This is a genomic window from Enterococcus sp. DIV2371, from assembly GCF_050498525.1.
Lineage (GTDB): Bacteria > Bacillota > Bacilli > Lactobacillales > Enterococcaceae > Enterococcus_B > Enterococcus_B mangumiae.
On record NZ_JBIPAJ010000001.1, the window covers coordinates 785,844 to 803,444 of the forward strand.

General features: G+C 40.4%; 17 protein-coding genes. 14 read left to right on the plus strand and 3 right to left on the minus strand.

Translation table 11 applies throughout. From position 1 onward, the window contains the following. Positions 1-85: 85 nt before the first annotated feature. The 7 genes from IGL24_RS03640 to IGL24_RS03670 all read left to right on the plus strand — a co-directional run bounded on the left by IGL24_RS03640 (position 86) and on the right by IGL24_RS03670 (position 7,524). Positions 86-1,099, plus strand: coding sequence for an NAD(P)H-dependent glycerol-3-phosphate dehydrogenase (locus tag IGL24_RS03640; protein ID WP_207114786.1), 1,014 nt, complete (start codon positions 86-88; stop codon positions 1,097-1,099). Between the two features lie 30 nt (positions 1,100-1,129). Beyond that, complete coding sequence (gene galU, locus IGL24_RS03645) at positions 1,130-2,011, plus strand: UTP--glucose-1-phosphate uridylyltransferase GalU (RefSeq protein ID WP_206853309.1); 882 nt, start codon at positions 1,130-1,132, stop codon at positions 2,009-2,011. 61 nt (positions 2,012-2,072) lie between these two features. Further along, complete coding sequence (locus tag IGL24_RS03650) at positions 2,073-2,447, plus strand: hypothetical protein (protein WP_206853308.1); 375 nt, start codon at positions 2,073-2,075, stop codon at positions 2,445-2,447. A 501-nt stretch (positions 2,448-2,948) separates the two neighbouring features. Continuing rightward, entirely contained in the window at positions 2,949-3,554 is a 606-nt protein-coding gene (locus tag IGL24_RS03655; RefSeq protein WP_207114787.1) for an SIS domain-containing protein, read from the plus strand. Between the two features lie 521 nt (positions 3,555-4,075). Continuing rightward, positions 4,076-5,815 (plus strand): putative basic amino acid antiporter YfcC, encoded by a 1,740-nt coding sequence (gene yfcC / locus IGL24_RS03660; RefSeq protein ID WP_207114788.1) that lies wholly within the window; start codon positions 4,076-4,078, stop codon positions 5,813-5,815. Between the two features lie 205 nt (positions 5,816-6,020). Beyond that, positions 6,021-7,211 carry a beta-aspartyl-peptidase gene (gene iadA, locus IGL24_RS03665; RefSeq protein ID WP_207699220.1) on the plus strand — a complete coding sequence of 397 codons (1,191 nt, stop codon included), beginning with the start codon at positions 6,021-6,023 and terminating at the stop codon, positions 7,209-7,211. Positions 7,212-7,302: 91 nt separating this feature from the next. Next, positions 7,303-7,524, plus strand: coding sequence for a CsbD family protein (locus tag IGL24_RS03670; RefSeq protein ID WP_206853301.1), 222 nt, complete (start codon positions 7,303-7,305; stop codon positions 7,522-7,524). A 62-nt stretch (positions 7,525-7,586) separates the two neighbouring features. Here IGL24_RS03670 and IGL24_RS03675 read toward each other — a convergent pair whose 3' ends face one another. Together IGL24_RS03675 and IGL24_RS03680 are read right to left on the minus strand one after the other, a co-directional pair. Continuing rightward, the gene (locus IGL24_RS03675) at positions 7,587-8,252 is read right to left on the minus strand and encodes an ABC transporter ATP-binding protein (RefSeq protein WP_206853299.1); all 666 of its coding nucleotides are present in this window, start codon (positions 8,250-8,252) and stop codon (positions 7,587-7,589) included. Between the two features lie 13 nt (positions 8,253-8,265). Further along, positions 8,266-9,765 (minus strand): ABC transporter permease, encoded by a 1,500-nt coding sequence (locus tag IGL24_RS03680; RefSeq protein WP_207699219.1) that lies wholly within the window; start codon positions 9,763-9,765, stop codon positions 8,266-8,268. Between the two features lie 465 nt (positions 9,766-10,230). Here IGL24_RS03680 and IGL24_RS03685 point away from each other — a divergent pair, with 465 nt between their 5' ends. The 5 genes from IGL24_RS03685 to IGL24_RS03705 all read left to right on the plus strand — a co-directional run bounded on the left by IGL24_RS03685 (position 10,231) and on the right by IGL24_RS03705 (position 16,216). Further along, positions 10,231-11,910: an RNase J family beta-CASP ribonuclease gene (locus IGL24_RS03685; protein ID WP_206853295.1), complete on the plus strand. Its 1,680-nt coding sequence runs from the start codon at positions 10,231-10,233 to the stop codon at positions 11,908-11,910. Between the two features lie 278 nt (positions 11,911-12,188). Continuing rightward, the gene (locus IGL24_RS03690) at positions 12,189-12,557 is read left to right on the plus strand and encodes a PTS sugar transporter subunit IIB (protein ID WP_207699218.1); all 369 of its coding nucleotides are present in this window, start codon (positions 12,189-12,191) and stop codon (positions 12,555-12,557) included. A 671-nt stretch (positions 12,558-13,228) separates the two neighbouring features. After that, positions 13,229-13,909: a metal-dependent hydrolase gene (locus tag IGL24_RS03695; RefSeq protein WP_206853291.1), complete on the plus strand. Its 681-nt coding sequence runs from the start codon at positions 13,229-13,231 to the stop codon at positions 13,907-13,909. A 9-nt stretch (positions 13,910-13,918) separates the two neighbouring features. Next, complete coding sequence (locus tag IGL24_RS03700) at positions 13,919-15,250, plus strand: DRTGG domain-containing protein (protein WP_206853289.1); 1,332 nt, start codon at positions 13,919-13,921, stop codon at positions 15,248-15,250. 15 nt (positions 15,251-15,265) lie between these two features. Continuing rightward, positions 15,266-16,216 carry a DHH family phosphoesterase gene (locus IGL24_RS03705; protein WP_206853287.1) on the plus strand — a complete coding sequence of 317 codons (951 nt, stop codon included), beginning with the start codon at positions 15,266-15,268 and terminating at the stop codon, positions 16,214-16,216. A 48-nt stretch (positions 16,217-16,264) separates the two neighbouring features. Here IGL24_RS03705 and IGL24_RS03710 read toward each other — a convergent pair whose 3' ends face one another. Next, a complete protein-coding gene (locus IGL24_RS03710) occupies positions 16,265-16,390 on the minus strand; it encodes a hypothetical protein (RefSeq protein ID WP_429968393.1) in 126 nt (41 codons plus the stop codon). Positions 16,391-16,445: 55 nt separating this feature from the next. Here IGL24_RS03710 and IGL24_RS03715 point away from each other — a divergent pair, with 55 nt between their 5' ends. Together IGL24_RS03715 and IGL24_RS03720 are read left to right on the plus strand one after the other, a co-directional pair. After that, positions 16,446-16,784, plus strand: coding sequence for a zinc ribbon domain-containing protein YjdM (locus tag IGL24_RS03715; RefSeq protein ID WP_206853286.1), 339 nt, complete (start codon positions 16,446-16,448; stop codon positions 16,782-16,784). Positions 16,785-16,861: 77 nt separating this feature from the next. Beyond that, positions 16,862-17,569 carry a zinc metallopeptidase gene (locus IGL24_RS03720; protein ID WP_207114791.1) on the plus strand — a complete coding sequence of 236 codons (708 nt, stop codon included), beginning with the start codon at positions 16,862-16,864 and terminating at the stop codon, positions 17,567-17,569. Positions 17,570-17,601: the final 32 nt, after the last annotated feature.

Sequence of the window (17,601 nt, forward strand, 5' to 3'; positions counted from 1 at the left end):
AAAGCGAAAAACAATGAAAATAAGTCCAGTATTTTGCCAATCTATACTATAATAGAAATTAACTATGAATTTTGGAGGAATTTCCATGAAACAAAAGATTGCAGTATTAGGCCCAGGTTCTTGGGGAACTGCTTTAGCTCAAACCTTAGCAGAAAATGGGCATGATGTCCGTATCTGGGGGAATGTTCCAGAACAAATCACAGAAATCAATACGTATCATACGAATAAACGCTATTTACCTGAATTACATTTACCAGAATCGATCATTGGCTATACAGAATTGGCTGAAGCGGTCGAAGGGGTAGATGCGGTATTGTTTGTCGTGCCGACAAAAGCGATACGTAGCGTCGCACAAGAGTTAGTGCAACATTTAACGACAAAACCTGTCATCATCCATGCAAGTAAAGGATTGGAGCAAGACACACACAAACGGATCTCCGAAGTGATCGCTGAAGAGATCCCAGAAGAAAAACGCCAACCAATCGTTGTGTTGTCAGGCCCAAGTCATGCAGAGGAAGTGGCCGTCCACGATATCACGACGATCACTGCTGCAAGTATCGATCAAAAAGCAGCCACTTATGTGCAAGAGTTGTTTATGAACGACTATTTTCGAATTTATACAAATAATGATGTGATCGGGGTCGAAACAGGAGCTGCATTGAAAAATATTATTGCGATCGGTGCTGGTGCGATCCACGGTCTTGGTTTTGGCGACAATGCGAAAGCGGCAATCATGACGAGAGGATTAGCTGAAATCAGTCGTTTAGGCGTAGCAATGGGTGCTAATCCGCTAACGTTTATTGGATTAAGTGGCGTTGGTGACTTGATCGTTACGTGTACAAGTGTTCACTCACGAAATTGGCGTGCCGGACATATGTTGGGTGAAGGACAAAAGCTGGATCAAATCTTAGAAAGTATGGGAATGATCGTGGAAGGCGTAGCAACAACCAAAGCGGCGGTTGAATTAGCAGAACAGCTAGGCGTAGAAATGCCGATCACTCAAACGATCTATCAGGTCCTTTATCAAGGCGAGGACATCAAACAAGCAGCAAAGGAAATCATGTTGCGTGATGGTAAGATGGAAAACGAATTTCAGTAAATCAACAGAATGGAGTATGGAAATACGCATATGGAGAAAAAAACTGTAAAAAAAGCAGTCATTCCTGCGGCAGGTTTAGGAACGCGCTTTTTACCTGCAACAAAGGCAATGGCAAAAGAAATGTTGCCGATCGTTGATAAACCAACGATCCAATTTATCGTAGAAGAAGCTTTAGCATCTGGCATCGAAGATATTTTGATCGTGACTGGAAAAGAGAAGCGCCCGATCGAAGACCACTTTGATTCAAATATCGAATTAGAATTGAATTTACAAGAATCGAATAAAACAGATTTGCTAAAACTAGTAGAAGAAACAACAAAAGTCAATCTTCATTTTATCCGTCAATCTCATCCACTAGGGCTTGGTCATGCGGTATTACAAGCAAAGACATTTGTTGGTGATGAACCATTTATCGTCATGCTCGGTGATGATTTGATGGAAGATGAGGTCCCACTGACAAAACAATTGATTTTAGATTATGAAAAGACAAGTGGATCGACTGTGGCGGTCATGAAGGTTCCTCATGAAGAGACATCGAAATATGGGATCATCGATCCACAAGTCAAAGAGTCAGAGGGTTTGTATGAAGTAAAGCGATTCGTCGAAAAACCAACGCCTGAAAAAGCACCGAGTGATTTAGCGATCATCGGACGCTACTTGTTGACACCAGAAATTTTTGAACTTTTAGAGACACAAAAACCTGGAGCTGGCAATGAGGTCCAATTAACGGATGCCATCGATGAGTTGAATAAAAAACAGCCCGTATATGCGAGAGAATTCAAAGGCTCTAGATACGATGTTGGTGATAAATTTGGTTATCTAAAAACAAGTATCGAATACGGCTTAGGTCATCCTGAAATCAGCGAACAGCTCAAACAATACCTCATTGATTTAAGTCGCTCTCTTGACTAAAATAGTACAAATAGATAAATAAAATCATGAGAAAGAATAGTAAATGGGGTGTATTGCATACATGGGGATTCTAATCAATAGTGCACAAACGTTTCTTGATGGATTGAAATGGTTGATGGAAGGAAATAATTGGCTGTTTTTACTGCCAGTATTATTTATTAGTTTATTTACGATGTTATATATGGTCAGAATAAAAGAAACCTTTTTGATTTTTATATGGTACTTGGCAACAGTGGCAATCAGCAGTTTGATCATCGTTCTTTTGTGGGGCGACCAACAGGCATTTATTTTTGCAGCAGCATTTCTCGTGCTGTACCTCTTTGCCTATATCCCTTACCTGCTCAAAAGATTCCATGTTGTCAAAAAAGGTAGGCATGCTGCCTCTTCAAGCCGATCGAAAGATGTTTCGGAAAGACAAACAAGGTCTGGCCGCTGATATTTTGATGCTTGCACTTGTTCAGCAGTTTCCTTACAATAGATGCAGATAGAAATAACTAAAAAAGGCTCCTTGATCCTTAGCGGCAACTAACGATCAAGGAATGACCAGTCACACGTATACACCCTGACCGATCATTTTGCCATAGTCGATGCAACGCATCAACCGCATTTATTGTACCTGATTTAAGGAGTATTTTCTACCTTATCAGGAGAAATAGCGGAAGAAGCGGGACAGTTTATTTGCTATGTCAAAAAAGATGTACGTTCAAGCAAGTTGCTTGTTTAGGAAAGTTTCAAAAACTTCCAACAATACATCGTTCCTATCTATTACATGAAAACCGGAGAAATAATGATGCTGCTACATCAGATTTTTTCGTGATTGTAATGAATAAGTGGTTAAGGTAAAGATGAGACTGAGTGCTTACTCCGTTTCATCTTTTTGTATTTTTCTTTTGACAGTTGTCTCTATGCTGAAATAGCAGAAGAAGAGGAGAAAAAGATGAGCCTACCCTATTTTGATTATTGCCAACAGCTTGAACAAAAATTAAGAATAGAAGAACCTTTGATGGAACAAGCAGGACGTTGGATCGCTACACAAATTCGCCGAGGCGGATGCTTACATATTTTTGCTAGTCGCACTTTACAAGGGGTCGCTTATGAGTTTTGGCAACAATGTCCGAAAATATTACCTAGTCAGTTGATCGAGCACCCCGCCGCAGGGATTTATGAGACGTTGGAAGGAACTGGTCATGCAATCATTGAGCAGATCAATACGCACCCAGAGGATATTTTTCTGCTTCTATCAAATGAAGGAAGAAACCCTGCGATCATTGAATTAGCAGAATGGATCAAAGCACAAGGGCACCTGTTGATCGTGATCACCGGATTTGATCTATCCCGAAGTATCAAGTCAAGACATAGTAGCGGATTACGGCTATATGAATACGCGGATCTGGTACTAGATAATTATGCAACGCTAGGCGATGCAGTCCTTACGCTTCCTAAATTTGAACTAGCAATATGCGGCACTGCGTCGTTAGCGACCCAAGTGTTGTTGCAGCAGATCGTCTATTTTGCAGTGCTTCATTTATTTGAGAGTCACTAATAGATAAAATAAAAATAGTCCGAAAAAGAGACAAGAAAGAATTAAGATAATTCTTTCTTGTCTCTTTATACACGTTGATGAAAGAGTCTTCCCCAAAACTCTTTACACTCCAATTATAGTACATTTGTTATGAATATTGCAATGAAGATACCTAATGAAAATGAAAAGAAAGGAGAAATGATGATAGAAATTGAACTAAAACGAGGATTCGACTGTAAAATTATTGGAATAAAAATGTATAAATATTTGCAAAATGCTAAATTATCTTTTTTTATTCGTCAGTAGAAATGAAAATATACAGACGAGAACGCACAAATTGTAAAAATAGAAAAAGAATTTTAATCATTTTTTATAGGAAGAATGACTGATACAAAAGCATTTATGAAAAAAAGCTTGTTTTAGTCAATGAAAATAAATAAAATTTTTTAATTGTTTATTCATGTGGTATAGAACGTTTTACTGTATAATCGATTTGCTTATTCATTATCAATAAAAATGTAACAAGAAAGGAAGAACTAGTTTTGAAGGGAAAAAATTCTTCGCTGAAGAAAAAACGGGACTTTACCAAAATGACAACTCCGCATACGTATGTCATTATTTTTGGTGTAGTTGTACTTGCCTGGATATTGACGTTTATCGTACCAGCTGGGAGATTCAGTACGCAAGATATTGAATACAAAGATGCAAATGGAGAAACGAGTACAAGAACGGTATTACGGCAAGATTCATTCCGTTATGCCTATGAATTAGATAAGGCATTTGTGTTTGATCAACTGGAAGAATTGCAAAATAATCCAAGTGAAAGAGAAAAACTAGCTGTTCCTGAAGAGGGATTAGAAGATGTCCTTGCAGCTGGTGAAAAAAACTTGAGCCAAGAGAAGTTAGATGAAATCTCGTTGACAGATGATGTGTTATATGATGAATACGGGGAAGATATCTATGATACATCAAAGAAACTCCATAAAACAGCGAAACTATGGGGAACAGATGACTTTGGTGGATTTGGCTTTTTGAACTTTGTTTTTGAAGGGCTTGTATCAGGAGATAAATATGGATCAGCAGTAGGAATCGCTGCACTTATTTTAGTCGTTGGTGGTGCTTTTGGGATCATCATGCGTACGGGTGCAATCGATGCAGGTATTTATGCTTTTATCAATAAGACGCGTGGCCTAGAACGTTTAGCTTTACCGCTATTATTCTTTGCATTTTCATTTGGGGGCGCAACATTCGGTATGGCTGAAGAAGTCATCCCATTTTCAATGGTGATGGTGCCGTTTGTGATCGCTTTAGGTTACGATTCGATTGTTGCCGTCACGGTCACCTACGTTGCTTCGCAAGTAGGGAATGCCACGTCATGGATGAGCCCATTCAGTGTGGCAGTTGCCCAAGGGATCGCAGGTATTCCAGTCTTATCGGGTGCAACGTTCCGATTGATCATGTGGGTCGTCGTGACTGCACTTTCAGCTGGTTATTTGATGATCTATGGTGAAAAAGTTCGGAAAAAACCAGAAAGTTCATTGACGTATAAATCAGATGAATACTTCCGTAACCACTTGAAGAAAACGTCTGATGAGCAAAAACCATTTACACTAGGACACAAATTGATTTTAGTAGAAATGCTGATCGTCTTAGTTTGGATCGTTTGGGGAGTCACTCAAAAAGGCTACTATATCCCAGAGATCGCCTCGCAATTTTTCGTTATGGGGTTAGTCGCAGGGATCATTGCTGTGCTATTCAAACTTGATGGTATGACAGTCAATGATATTGCATCATCTTTCCAATCAGGTGCCGCAGATTTAGCTGGAACGGCGATCGTTGTTGGGATGGCAAAAGGTATCTTACTTGTATTAGGTGGATCAGATGCCTCTGTGCCTTCTGCGCTTAATACGATTTTACACAGTATTGGAACAGCATTGACTGGCGTACCAGCAGTGATCGGTGCATGGGCGATGTATGTTTTCCAAAGTTTGTTCAACCTCGTCGTAACATCAAATTCTGGTCAAGCAGCATTGACAATGCCGATTATGGCTCCGTTAGCTGATTTAGTTGGTGTTTCACGTCAAGTTGCAGTCTTGGCTTATCAATTAGGTTCCGGCTTCATGGACGCCTTCACGCCAGTTTCTGCTAGCTTGATCGGCGTATTAGGTGTTGCACGGATCGAATGGGCAAAATGGGCAAGATTCCAAATCAAAATGCAAGGTTTCTTCTTTGTTTTAGGAACGATCTTCATTATGATAGCCATTGCAATCGGACTTCAATAAAGAAAAAAACTGTTTTTATCAAATAGAGAAGCTGTGCCAACTGAGCGCAGCTCCAAGAGAATAAGCGAGAAAAGCCGAAAGTATTTTCATATTTTGGATTTTCTCGCTTATTTCCTAAGGAGCTGACGGCTGTTCGATGGTTTGTTGTTCAGTCATTTGAAAAATGGTGGCAGTATCAGTGATTTATATAAAGGAGAGGACACGTATGAAACTTATTCGACAAATCGATGTCTATGCACCAGAATATCTTGGTAAGAAAGATGTGTTAGTGGCAGGGAATAAAATCGTTGCCTTAGAAGAACGATTATCCGGTGGTTACGAGGAATTGAACGCGGAAGAAATTTCAGGGGATGGAAAAATTTTGACCCCAGGATTTATTGATGCGCATTTCCATATTTTAGGAGGCGGAGGCGAGGGTGGCTATCATAACCGTACGCCTGAAGTAACCCTTAGCCAATTAACCACAGCTGGTGTCACAACGGTCGTAGGGTGTATCGGGACAGATGGTGAAGGGCGAGATATGACTGCTTTGATCAGTAAAGCAAGAGGGTTAGAGGCAGAAGGGGTGTCTACCTATGTTTATGTTGGTTCCTATCGCTTACCAGTTAAGACTGTTACAGACTCATTGATCAAGGACTTTTTGACAATTGATAAAATCATCGGAATCGGAGAAATCGCTGTTTCTGATCATCGTTCTTCTCAACCGACCTTTGAAGAGTTTGCTCGCGCAGTAGCAGATGCGCGTGTTGGCGGCATGTTATCAGGTAAAGCTGGAATCGTGAATGTCCATCTAGGTGGAGGAAAAAGAAAACTCGACTTACTGGATCGAATCGTTGAAGAAACTGAGATTCCGATCACTCAGTTTTACCCAACTCATGCGAATCGGACGACTGAATTATTAGAGGCATGTATCGAATTTGCGAAAAAAGGAGGAACCATCGATTTCACAGCAAGTGAAGATCCTGATTTTTGGGAGAAGACCGATGGCGAAGTCCGTTTTAGTAAAGCATTGAAACAATTACTGGAAGCGCAAGTCTCCCTCGATAATTTCACCTTGACCTCTGATGGACAAGGCAGTTTGCCGTATTTCGATGAAGAGAATCGGTTTATTGGAATGGGCGTTGGTAGCGCGAAGTCCTTGCTTGTTGGTATAAAAGAAGCCGTTCAAAAAGAAAATATTCCACTAGACATCGCTTTACGAGCAGTTACTTGTAATCCTGCAAGAATCCTAAAATTAGAGCAAAAAGGTAGAATCGCTGTTGGCAAGGATGCGGATCTTTGTATTCTTGATAAAGAAACGCTAGAGATCGATACAGTGATTGCCAATGGGAAACTAATGGTTCAAGAGAAACAAGTGAAAGTTTGGGGAACGTTTGAACAAATCATTAACAACTAAATAACGCTTTAAGCATTCTGTTTGTTTGTTTTTATAATTGGTGTTACTCTAAAAACAGTTAGATAAGACAAATTTTAGAGGAGGAATTATTATGGCAGATTTAGAAGGACGCTCTAAAGATTTGAAAGACAAAGTTGCAGGCGAAGGCAAAGAAGCCTATGGTAAAGCAACAGGCGACAAAAGCAAAGAAACAGAAGGTAAAGCCCAATCTGTAGGTGCAGATATCAAGAGCAAAGCTCGTAATATCGGCGATGAGATCAAAGAAGGTTTTGAAGATGTAAAAGAAAAATTTTCAAAAAAAGACCATAAGTAATCTTTTTAGCTGAGAATTTTCGTAAAAAAAGCGTCCACCTCAATGGTAGGACGCTTTTTTTGCTATTCAAAATGAATAGGTGTGAACATTTTATTTTTTAATTCGATGACGTCATCACATTTTTTAGCTACTTCCAATTCGTGTGTCACAATGATGATACAGCGATCTTGTTCATGCGCAATTTCCTGGAAGAGTTGAACGATTTCTTGTGAAGTCGTTTCATCGAGGTTTCCTGTTGGTTCGTCCGCGATGATCAATTGGTGTTCGCAACAAATCGCTCGCACGATTGCTACACGTTGTTGTTGTCCACCAGACAATTTCGTCACTTGCTGGTTGGCGAGTGTTTCATTTATCCCAACGCGTGCGAGTCGGTCAAGTGCCACTTGTCGGTAGTCTTTCTTTGGCGTATTTGAAATTTCCATGGCAGCGATGACGTTATCGACAGCCGAAAGGTAAGGCAACAAGTTGTACGCCTGAAAAATGATCGATACATCATTTTTACGATAATTACGCAACCCTATTTTAGCTAACGAACGGTCTTCATAATAAACAGTGCCTTCTTTCGGTGTATCAAGTCCTGAGATCAAGGAAAGAAAGGTGGTTTTGCCTGAGCCGCTTGCGCCTAATATGGCATACATCTTGCCTTTCTCAAATGATAAATCAACATTTCTGTAAAGCGCCTCTGCTGGATTTTGATACCAGAAGCTCAAGTTTTCTGTACGTAACATCCAATATCCTCCTTTAGTTCAATAAGATTTTTCGTGGGTTTAGTCGCAATATGCCGATGGAGGCTAGGAAAACAGAGAGTAAGCTGATCCCAAATGCGACACCTGCTAATAAACCAAGTTGAGTGGGTTGGACCGCGATTTCGAGGTCACTTACTTGTTCTGAGACAGTAAACGGATTACTCGTACCACCCGGTTGTCCGCCAGGTCCGCGATTTCCGCCACCAGGCATTTGGTTTCCTTGTTGACCACTCGGTGAGTTGGTGGTTGTTTCGGTTTGTTGATCAAGGAGTTGTTGACCGACAGCATTTGCAACGACATTTCCGGTAAATGAAGCCACACCTAATGCAACGATCATACATATGGCCACTTCTGTGAACAATTGAAGGATGATTTTACTTCGGGATTCACCTAATGAGAGTAATACCCCTAATTCATGGCGACGTTCACGAATCGTGATCATAATGATCAATGTCAAAATGATGATTCCGGCAACTGCAACGAGTAAGACGACATTTTGTGAGAAGCTTGCGACATTATTAAGTGGTTCAAGCATTGCTTGGAACATCGTATCATTTGATTGCAGACTGAATGTTGACGTATCGATCAGTTTTTCAGCTTCGGTGATGAAAGCTTCCATTTTATTCGGATCAGCAAGTGTATAGACCGCAGAATCGATCGTTTCCTCATCTGTTGAGCCATTCAATGTGTTAGCAAACGTATAATAAGTATATAGAGTATTTGCTGGATTCATGAAATTGAAGTTCATGCCCATACTACTGCTTGTTTCACTTGACTCATAGATTCCTTTGATCGTCATTTCATAAGTGGTGTCTTCGTCTTCTGTGCTAGTAACAACAAAAGTATCACCAACGGCCAAGTCATTAGCACTAGCGAGAGTGGAATCGATCACTACATTATTGGTATCTTTATCGCTTTCGGTGATGCCTTCACCTTCGATGATTTTTGCTGTGCCATCTGTAAATCCGCTAGTCTGTGCTGTGTCAGATACACCGCTGACTTGAAAATCTGCTTGAGTCATTTGTGGTTTGCCATTCATTCCACCACCCATATTTTCATCGTTTGGCATCGTGTCAGCTTCTGTTTCCTCTGACGTTTCAGTGCTATCAGAACTTGAAATGGCGGTAATGCCGCTACTTGCTAAAGCTGTCGCAGAACTTTCAAAGGAATAGCTTGCCACATTATCTAGAGCGGCGATCTTTTCGGCATCACTGACTGAAACAGGCGTGAGTGAAAAACTTCCAGGATCAGGTCTGCCACCTGACTCAGAATCTGTGGTATCTTCTTGTTTTTGGAAAGCTGCTTCACGATTTGCACTTAAAGTGACGGTTGCCCCCACATCTTTTTGTGCTTGTTCTGCTGCTTGTTGTGCGGCACTACGTATGGTTAATCCCGCAAGGACAAAGACGAGGATTGCTGTAAATACTGCAAATAATAGCAAGGATCGTCCCCATTTTACCTTGGTACTTTTTAATGCTCGTTTGAAAAAATTCATTGGTTCGATCTCCTTTCGAATGAGTACAAGGAACAGAATAAAGGGAGTAGCTTAAGCCTACCTTAAAGAAAGACAACGACCAGAGATAGCAGAACGCCAAAAAACAAGTCAAATGAAGCAGGAAATGAAAAACATTCTATAGTTATTGCGTAATTTATGTTAAAATAGACAAAGTATCTTCCAAAATGAAGGAAGAAAATGGTCTGGGAAAAACATAGAGACAGAAACAATCGTACATGCTAGCGATTTGTTTGATTTGTTGTATAATAATGTGGAACAGTTGATCGAGCAACTGGGGCAGTCCCGATTTTTTGTGTCAAAAAAGATCCTAAAAGCCTGTAAAAAAGCCGGAGTGTTGATTTTGATGAGAGCATCCGAAAATCAGGCACTCAGAAAATGGATCGTTTAAATAAAATAGAGAATCGACATCGTTAAACGAAGATGTCATAAGAAGAGGTGAAATTTGTGAGTACCATTAAGATTATCCCTTTAGGCGGTGTACGCGAAAACGGAAAAAACTTGTACATTGCAGAAGTAGGGGAAGCTATTTTTATTTTAGACTGTGGTCTAAAATATCCTGAAAACGAATTATTAGGGATCGACGTCGTGATTCCTGATTTTACGTATTTAGAAGAAAATGTTGATCGTGTGGCAGGTGTCTTTCTTACCCACGGTCACGCAGATGCGATTGGGGCGTTGCCATATTTATTGTCAAAAATTTCTGTACCTGTGTTCGGAACAGAATTGACGATCGAATTGGCAAAACTAAATGTCAATCGCAATGATGCTGCAAAAGGATTCAAAGATTTCCATGTGGTAGATGAGCATACAGAGATCGATTTCGGAGAAACGATCGTTAGTTTCTTCCGTACCACCCATACGATCCCTGATTCAATCGGGATCAATTTGAAAACCCAAGAAGGAAACATCGTTTACACAGGGGATTTCAAATTTGACCAAATGGCGATTCCGATGTATCAAACAGATTATGCCCGTTTAGCAGAAATCGGTAAAGAAGGTGTCTTAGCCTTACTTAGTGAATCAGCTAACGCTGAAAACGCGACACCAGTCGCTTCTGAGTTCCAAATCGCAGATGAAGTATTTGATACGATCAAATACTGGGAAGGCCGGATCATCGTTGCCTGTGTTGCAAGCAATCTTCAACGCGTCCAACAAATCTTAGACGCTGCTGCTAAAGCAGGACGTAAAGTCGTGTTGACTGGGCAAGATTTTGAACGGATCATCCGTACAGCTATGCGCTTAGAAAAACTTCAATTACCAAGTGAAGATCTGCTCGTTACATTAAAAGATATGAAAAACTATGAGCCTGAAGAACTGATCATTTTAGAAACAGGCCGTATGGGCGAACCAATCAAGTCATTGCAAAAAATGGCGAATGGTGCACACCGTCACATCAAAATCAAAGAAGGCGACCTTGTTTATATCACAACGACACCAAGTATTGCGATGGAAACAATGGTGGCAAAAACAGAAGATATCATTTATCGAGCAGGTGGAACGGTCAAACAGATCTCTGATAATCTGCGCGTTTCCGGTCACGCAAACCCTAATGATCTACAATTGATGTTGAACTTCATGAAACCGAAGTATTTTATCCCAGTTCAAGGAGAATATCGTGAATTAGCTGCGCACGCCGACTTAGCACATGCGGTTGGTATTCCATACAAAAATATCTATATCACAGGACGTGGAGATATTTTGGAATATAAAAACAATCGAATGAGTGTGGCAGGTACGACAAGTGCTGAAAATGTCATGATCGACGGACTAGGTGTTGGGGACATCGGCAACATCGTTTTACGAGACCGTAAAATCTTATCGGAAGACGGCATTTTTGTTGCAGTAGTGACGATCAGTCGTCGTGAAAAGAAAATCGTCTCAAAACCACAGATCACTTCACGAGGCTTTGTCTATGTCAAAGCAAGTCGCGACTTGATCAATGAAAGTAGCAACATGATCGAGAGCATCGTAGGAAAACACTTAGAAAGCGATGATTTTGAGTGGAGCAAGTTAAAGCAAGAAATACGTGACCAATTAGGCCGCTATTTGTTTGAACAAACAAAACGTCGTCCAGTGATCTTACCAGTCATCATGGAAGCCACACAACGTCGCGGCAAAAGATAACTATTGAAATAAAGCTGTATCAAGGATGTTCAGGTGTTGAACATGTTTGGTACAGCTTTTTGTTTCAAATGAATGGAGTTGTTGGATTCATATTATGACGTCAAAACGGCTTTTTATGATAAAAAAGGCCAAAGGGATTATTTCGTGGTAAATTGTTGAATAACGAATATAATTTATTGTCAAACAGGTACGATTGATTAAATGTCCTAAGTATATTTTTATGAATAAAGTAAGTGTAAATCGTTCAACAACTAGAATGAAAGCTGGAGGGGATAACAATGAAAAAAGAAACTGAATGTCTGGGTGAGCAAAAGAAAGAAAAGCAGATCATACTATTTGGTTTGACGTCGATGAGTGCAGATAGCACGTTTTATACCAACCTGTTAGTGACTAAAATGAACAATCTAGCAAAAAAGCAACAGTTACTCGTACAGGTTGAAATGCACAGTATTTCTAAATTGGATGAGTTTGCTAAGGCTGCCGATATCATCCTGTTATCTCCAGAACTGTCTTCGATGAAAGAAAAGATCATGGAAGAGTATCCTGATAAGGTTATCCAAGTGATAGACAAGCAAGATTATGGTCTGTTGAATGCTGAAAAGATATTAAAAAAATTGCTTATTTTAGAAGATGATCAAAGGATTTAGCTGCGAAAAATAAGAAGAGCCCTAGAAAGTTGCGTGTTCAAGTTTTCTAGGGCTCTTTCTTATGATTTTAAGAGTGGGCTACGATTTGATTTAGGAAGAATAGAATGACTGCTATCATGCCCTTTTATTGCTTTTACCAGTTCTGACGATATCCCAAATGTCGTAGATGATAAAGACAATTGATAAAAACGTGAACGTAGCATTTAAAAAAATGATTGCTGATGAAGTGAAGGTAAAAATTTATAATACAAATAATGTATACGATCAATCGAATGACAGTGAATGTTTTTGAATGATATTTTTCCAAAGCGCTCCTCCTAGATTTTTAGATAGTTATATTACATCAGCTACTCAACTTTTGATTATAGATTTAATGGTATTTCTCTTTTATTTTATTGTCAAACGAAAGATTATAACAAAATATTGGTTAGTAAGTTTGTTTCTTTTAGTAAAGTAACAGATGACCATTTGGACTTGGTCAGTTCATCATGAAAAACATAGACAAAATACTTGCTAACCTAGAGAGGCATTAGAAAATTCATGCCCACTTGTTACTTGGTACAACCTGTGTTATCTGTTACAATAAAGTCGGATATACTGTACTACTAAATGTGTGAATGATCGAACCGAAATTGAGAGAGTTAGTGACTAAAATGTTGAGGAGTGAGAAGATGAAAATTACTTATCACGGACATTCTTGTATTTCTCTAGAGATGCAAAATGGCCAACAAGTGCTGATAGATCCATTTATTACTGGCAATCCTATGACTGATTTAAAGGTGGATGACGTCAAGGCGGACTGGATACTGGTCACCCATGGACATAGCGATCATATTGGTGACATGTTACCGATTGCGAAAAATAATCAGGCGACTATTGTTAGTATTGTCGAAATCGCTAACTATGCACAACAACAAGGAGCAAACTCTTTTGGGATGAATATTGGCGGCAAGCGTGAGTTTCCATTTGGCACGGTCAAATTTGTCCACGCTCAACATAGCTCAAGTCTTGAGATCGATGGTATCCCACGTTATATGGGAGAGCCAAGTGGTATCCTGATACAAGCAGAGGGAAAAACGATTTATCATGCGGGGGATACCGCCGATTTTAGTGATCTGGCGCTCTTAGGGGAACAGTTTACGATCGATGTAGCCTTTTTACCGATTGGCGATAACTATACAATGGGGCCTGAGGATGCGGCTCGTGCAGCGAAGCGAGTAAAAGCCAAGAAAGTGGTGCCGATCCATTACAATACCTTCCCTGTAATTGAACAAGATCCGCAAGTATTCATCGATTTATTAACAGACAACGAAGGAAAAATAATGAGCGTTTCTGAAACGCTGGAAGTGTAGGGGAAAGAGATGGCAACAAAACATGATCTGATTTTAGAATATATCGAAAGCCTGCCTGTGGGGAATCGAATATCGGTCCGGAGTATTGCGAAAGAATTGAATGTCAGCGAGGGGACGGCTTACCGAGCAATCAAAGATGCTGAAAACATCGGTCTGGTCTCAACGATCCAACGAGTGGGGACTATTCGGATCGAACGCAAGTTGAAGAAAAACATCGAACGTTTGACATTCGGCGAAGTCGTACGGATCATTGAAGGTGATGTCTTAGGCGGTTCGGTCGGCTTAGATAAAGTACTGAATAAATTTGTCATCGGTGCGATGACGGAACACGCCATGGAACGCTACATCACTCCTGGTTCATTGATGATCGTCGGTAACCGTACCGAAGTGCAAAAGTTAGCTCTTGAAGATGGCGCAGCGGTATTGATCACAGGTGGTTTTGATACGACGCCTGAGATTGCGCAATTAGCCGATCAGTTGGCTATGCCGATTTTACGTACGACTTATGATACGTTTACCGTAGCTACAATGATCAACCGAGCGCTTAGCGATCAACTGATCAAAAAAGATATCATGCTCGTTGGAGACATTTATTTGACGACTCAGAAAACACATTACTTGTTACAGTCTGACACGGTAGCCGACTATCAACGGATCTCAGAAGAAACGCAACATTCGCGTTTTCCGGTAGTCAATCATCATATGCGTTTAATGGGGATCATTACTGCAAAAGACGTCGTAGGAAAAGCGCCGACCCAAGTGATTGATCGTGTGATGACGAAAGACCCGATCAGTGTTAAGAAGACGATGAGTGTCGCTTCTGTCGGTCACCAAATGATCTGGGATGGCTTAGAAGTCATGCCTGTTGTTTCTGATGATTTGACCTTGGAAGGGTTGATTACACGACAAGATGTGATGAAGGCGATGCAACTGGTACAACGCCAACCGCAAATCGCTGATACGATCTCTGATCAGATTTCTGGAGGAATCCAAACGATCGATACAGATCGTGAGGGAAACCGCTTGGCTACCCCTAAGTTCAAATTTGAAGTTTCTCCACAAATGGTGACGGGAGTTGGAACGATTTCTTTTGGGGTATTAAGTGAGATCATCTCAGATGTTGCCCAAAAAACAATGATCATGAACCAACGCCGAAATATTTTGTTAGAGCAAATGAATCTGCATTACCTTCGTTTGATCCAGATCGAAAGTGAGCTAGATATTCGACCAAGAGTGTTAGAAATCGGTCGAAGATCTGCTAAACTTGATATAGAAGTGTTTATTGAAAATACGATCGTGGCTAAAGCCATTGTCGTCTGCCAAGTGATGGAACGTTCGTAGAGAGTAGGAAAGAAAATGACTATACAAGAAATGATTTTGAATGAAATCAAAAAATATCAAAAAATCGTGATTCACCGCCACCAAAGACCTGATCCAGATGCTTTAGGGTCACAAGTCGGATTGGCCGAATTATTACGTAACAGTTTTCCAGACAAAGACATTCGCCAAGTTGGAAAAGACGTGGAAGGGTTGCTTTATTTAACAGAAATGCAAGAAATCGACGATGCTTTTTACAAAGGTGCATTAGTCATTGTCACAGATACAGCAAATGCACCACGAATCGATGATAAGCGTTACTCGTTAGGCGAAAAGGTGATCAAAATCGATCATCACCCGAACGACGAACCTTATGGAGATTTGCTTTGGGTGGACACGAAAGCCAGCAGTTGTAGTGAAATGATTGCAGAATTTGCTTTGATGTTTCCTGATGATTTGAATATGAACAGTGAATCTGCCCGTTTATTGTATGCAGGAATCGTTGGAGATACAGGAAGATTTTTATACCCTTCAACCACAGGTCGCACGTTAGAAATTGCGGCAGTTTTAAGAAACTACTCGTTCGATGCGAGCCAACTGAATCGTGAGATCGAGCAGATCACTATGAAAGTAGCAAAATTATCCGGTTGTGTCTATCAGACGATCGAAGTTGATGAAACAGGCGCCGGAAAAGTGATCTTGTCACAAGAGTTATTAGGAAAGTATGGCATTGATGATTCAGAGACCGCTTCTGTTGTCTCTTTACCAGGTGTCATTGATGAAGTGTTAGCTTGGGCAATTTTTGTGGAGCAACCAGAAGGCTATTATCGTGTCCGCTTACGTTCAAAAGGCCCAGTGATCAATGAGATCGCAAAACGACATCATGGTGGCGGGCATCCTTTGGCGAGTGGCGCAAATGCTCGTGATCTTGAAGAAGTGGCAGAGATCTACAAGGAAATACAAGTTGCGTGTAGCAATTATTCGCGATAAAGATCAGCTAAAAGTCAGCTCTAAGTAGTAAAGAGAAACTTGAAAAAATCATTCAAGTTCTAGTTCACTACTTGGAGTTGATTGCCTTTTTACAGGTGTCTGTGAGACGACAAACAATGTCAAGAAATCAAGGCAGTCAAACAATGATTGCCAATACCAGCTTACTCTTTTCAAACTGTTATTTTTCCGTTATAATATTGCTCAATAACGAACAAAAAGGAGAAACAACATGACAGTACCAAATTGCCCAGTATGTGGCTCAGAATATGCGTATGAAGATCGAGGATTATTGATTTGTCCTGAATGTGGCAATGAATGGACCCCTTCAGAAGAATCAGAAACAGAAGCAGAAGGTTTGGTCGTTCTCGATGCAAATGGGAATCGTTTAGCCGACGGTGATCGCGTGACCGTTATCAAAGATTTAAAAGTGAAAGGTGCATCTTCACCAATCAAACAAGGCACAAAAGTGAAGAATATCCGTTTAGTTGAAGGCGACCATAATATCGATTGCAAGATCGACGGGTTTGGTCCGATGAAGCTGAAATCAGAATTTGTTAAAAAAGGATAAATTATTCAAAGTCTTTTCACAATTTTTTTACTAGATCAATGATAAAATAGATGTAATGAGGAAAGGGTGAAACGATAATGTATGGATATGGTTTATATGGTTTTTTAGATCCAACGTTTCTTTTAGTTATTGCTGGATTAGCTATCTCTGGGATCGCTTCTGCGTACGTCAACAGTACCTTTCGTAAATACGATAAAATCAGAAGCACAAATAATGTGACAGGGACACAAGCCGCACAGTTCATCTTACAAAGTCAAAAAATCAATAATGTAGGCGTTCAACAAATTGCCGGTGATTTGACAGACAATTATAACTCAGGCAATAAAACATTGAGTTTGTCGCAAGCTACTGCACAATCAACGTCAGTTGCTGCCATCGGTGTGGCTGCCCATGAGTGTGGGCATGCAGTCCAAGATGCTGTAGGATATGCTCCTTTGAAAATCAGAGCATCTCTAGTGCCTGTTGCCAATTTTGGCTCGATGATTTCATTTCCGCTTATTATGGTGGGCGTATTGCTTAGTTGGAATGCAACATTGATCAATATCGGGATCTTTGCCTTTTCATTGGCACTTTTATTTCAACTTGTTACGCTACCAGTAGAATTCAATGCGTCAAGAAGAGCCATCCAAATTTTAAGTGAAGGTGGCTTGCTGACAGAAGAAGAGGTACCAATGGCAAAACATGTGCTATTTGCGGCTGCCTTGACCTACGTTGCAGCAGCGCTATCTACTTTCTTGCAATTACTACGATTGATTTTGATCTTCGGTGGTAATCGCCGAGACTAGAGGAAATGAATAAAAGTGAGTGATAGCCATTT

Excerpts from the sequence above, each read along its gene's own strand:
- IGL24_RS03680 (WP_207699219.1), bottom strand. The coding sequence starts at position 9,765 with ATGAATTTTTTCAAACGAGCATTAAAAAGTACCAAGGTAAAATGGGGA.
- IGL24_RS03690 (WP_207699218.1), top strand. The coding sequence starts at position 12,189 with ATGAAAAAAGAAACTGAATGTCTGGGTGAGCAAAAGAAAGAAAAGCAG.
- IGL24_RS03640 (WP_207114786.1), top strand. The coding sequence starts at position 86 with ATGAAACAAAAGATTGCAGTATTAGGCCCAGGTTCTTGGGGAACTGCT.
- IGL24_RS03695 (WP_206853291.1), top strand. The coding sequence starts at position 13,229 with ATGAAAATTACTTATCACGGACATTCTTGTATTTCTCTAGAGATGCAA.
- IGL24_RS03705 (WP_206853287.1), top strand. The coding sequence starts at position 15,266 with ATGACTATACAAGAAATGATTTTGAATGAAATCAAAAAATATCAAAAA.
- IGL24_RS03700 (WP_206853289.1), top strand. The coding sequence starts at position 13,919 with ATGGCAACAAAACATGATCTGATTTTAGAATATATCGAAAGCCTGCCT.
- IGL24_RS03720 (WP_207114791.1), top strand. The coding sequence starts at position 16,862 with ATGTATGGATATGGTTTATATGGTTTTTTAGATCCAACGTTTCTTTTA.
- IGL24_RS03650 (WP_206853308.1), top strand. The coding sequence starts at position 2,073 with ATGGGGATTCTAATCAATAGTGCACAAACGTTTCTTGATGGATTGAAA.
- IGL24_RS03670 (WP_206853301.1), top strand. The coding sequence starts at position 7,303 with ATGGCAGATTTAGAAGGACGCTCTAAAGATTTGAAAGACAAAGTTGCA.
- IGL24_RS03715 (WP_206853286.1), top strand. The coding sequence starts at position 16,446 with ATGACAGTACCAAATTGCCCAGTATGTGGCTCAGAATATGCGTATGAA.
- IGL24_RS03675 (WP_206853299.1), bottom strand. The coding sequence starts at position 8,252 with ATGTTACGTACAGAAAACTTGAGCTTCTGGTATCAAAATCCAGCAGAG.
- galU (WP_206853309.1), top strand. The coding sequence starts at position 1,130 with ATGGAGAAAAAAACTGTAAAAAAAGCAGTCATTCCTGCGGCAGGTTTA.
- IGL24_RS03655 (WP_207114787.1), top strand. The coding sequence starts at position 2,949 with ATGAGCCTACCCTATTTTGATTATTGCCAACAGCTTGAACAAAAATTA.
- iadA (WP_207699220.1), top strand. The coding sequence starts at position 6,021 with ATGAAACTTATTCGACAAATCGATGTCTATGCACCAGAATATCTTGGT.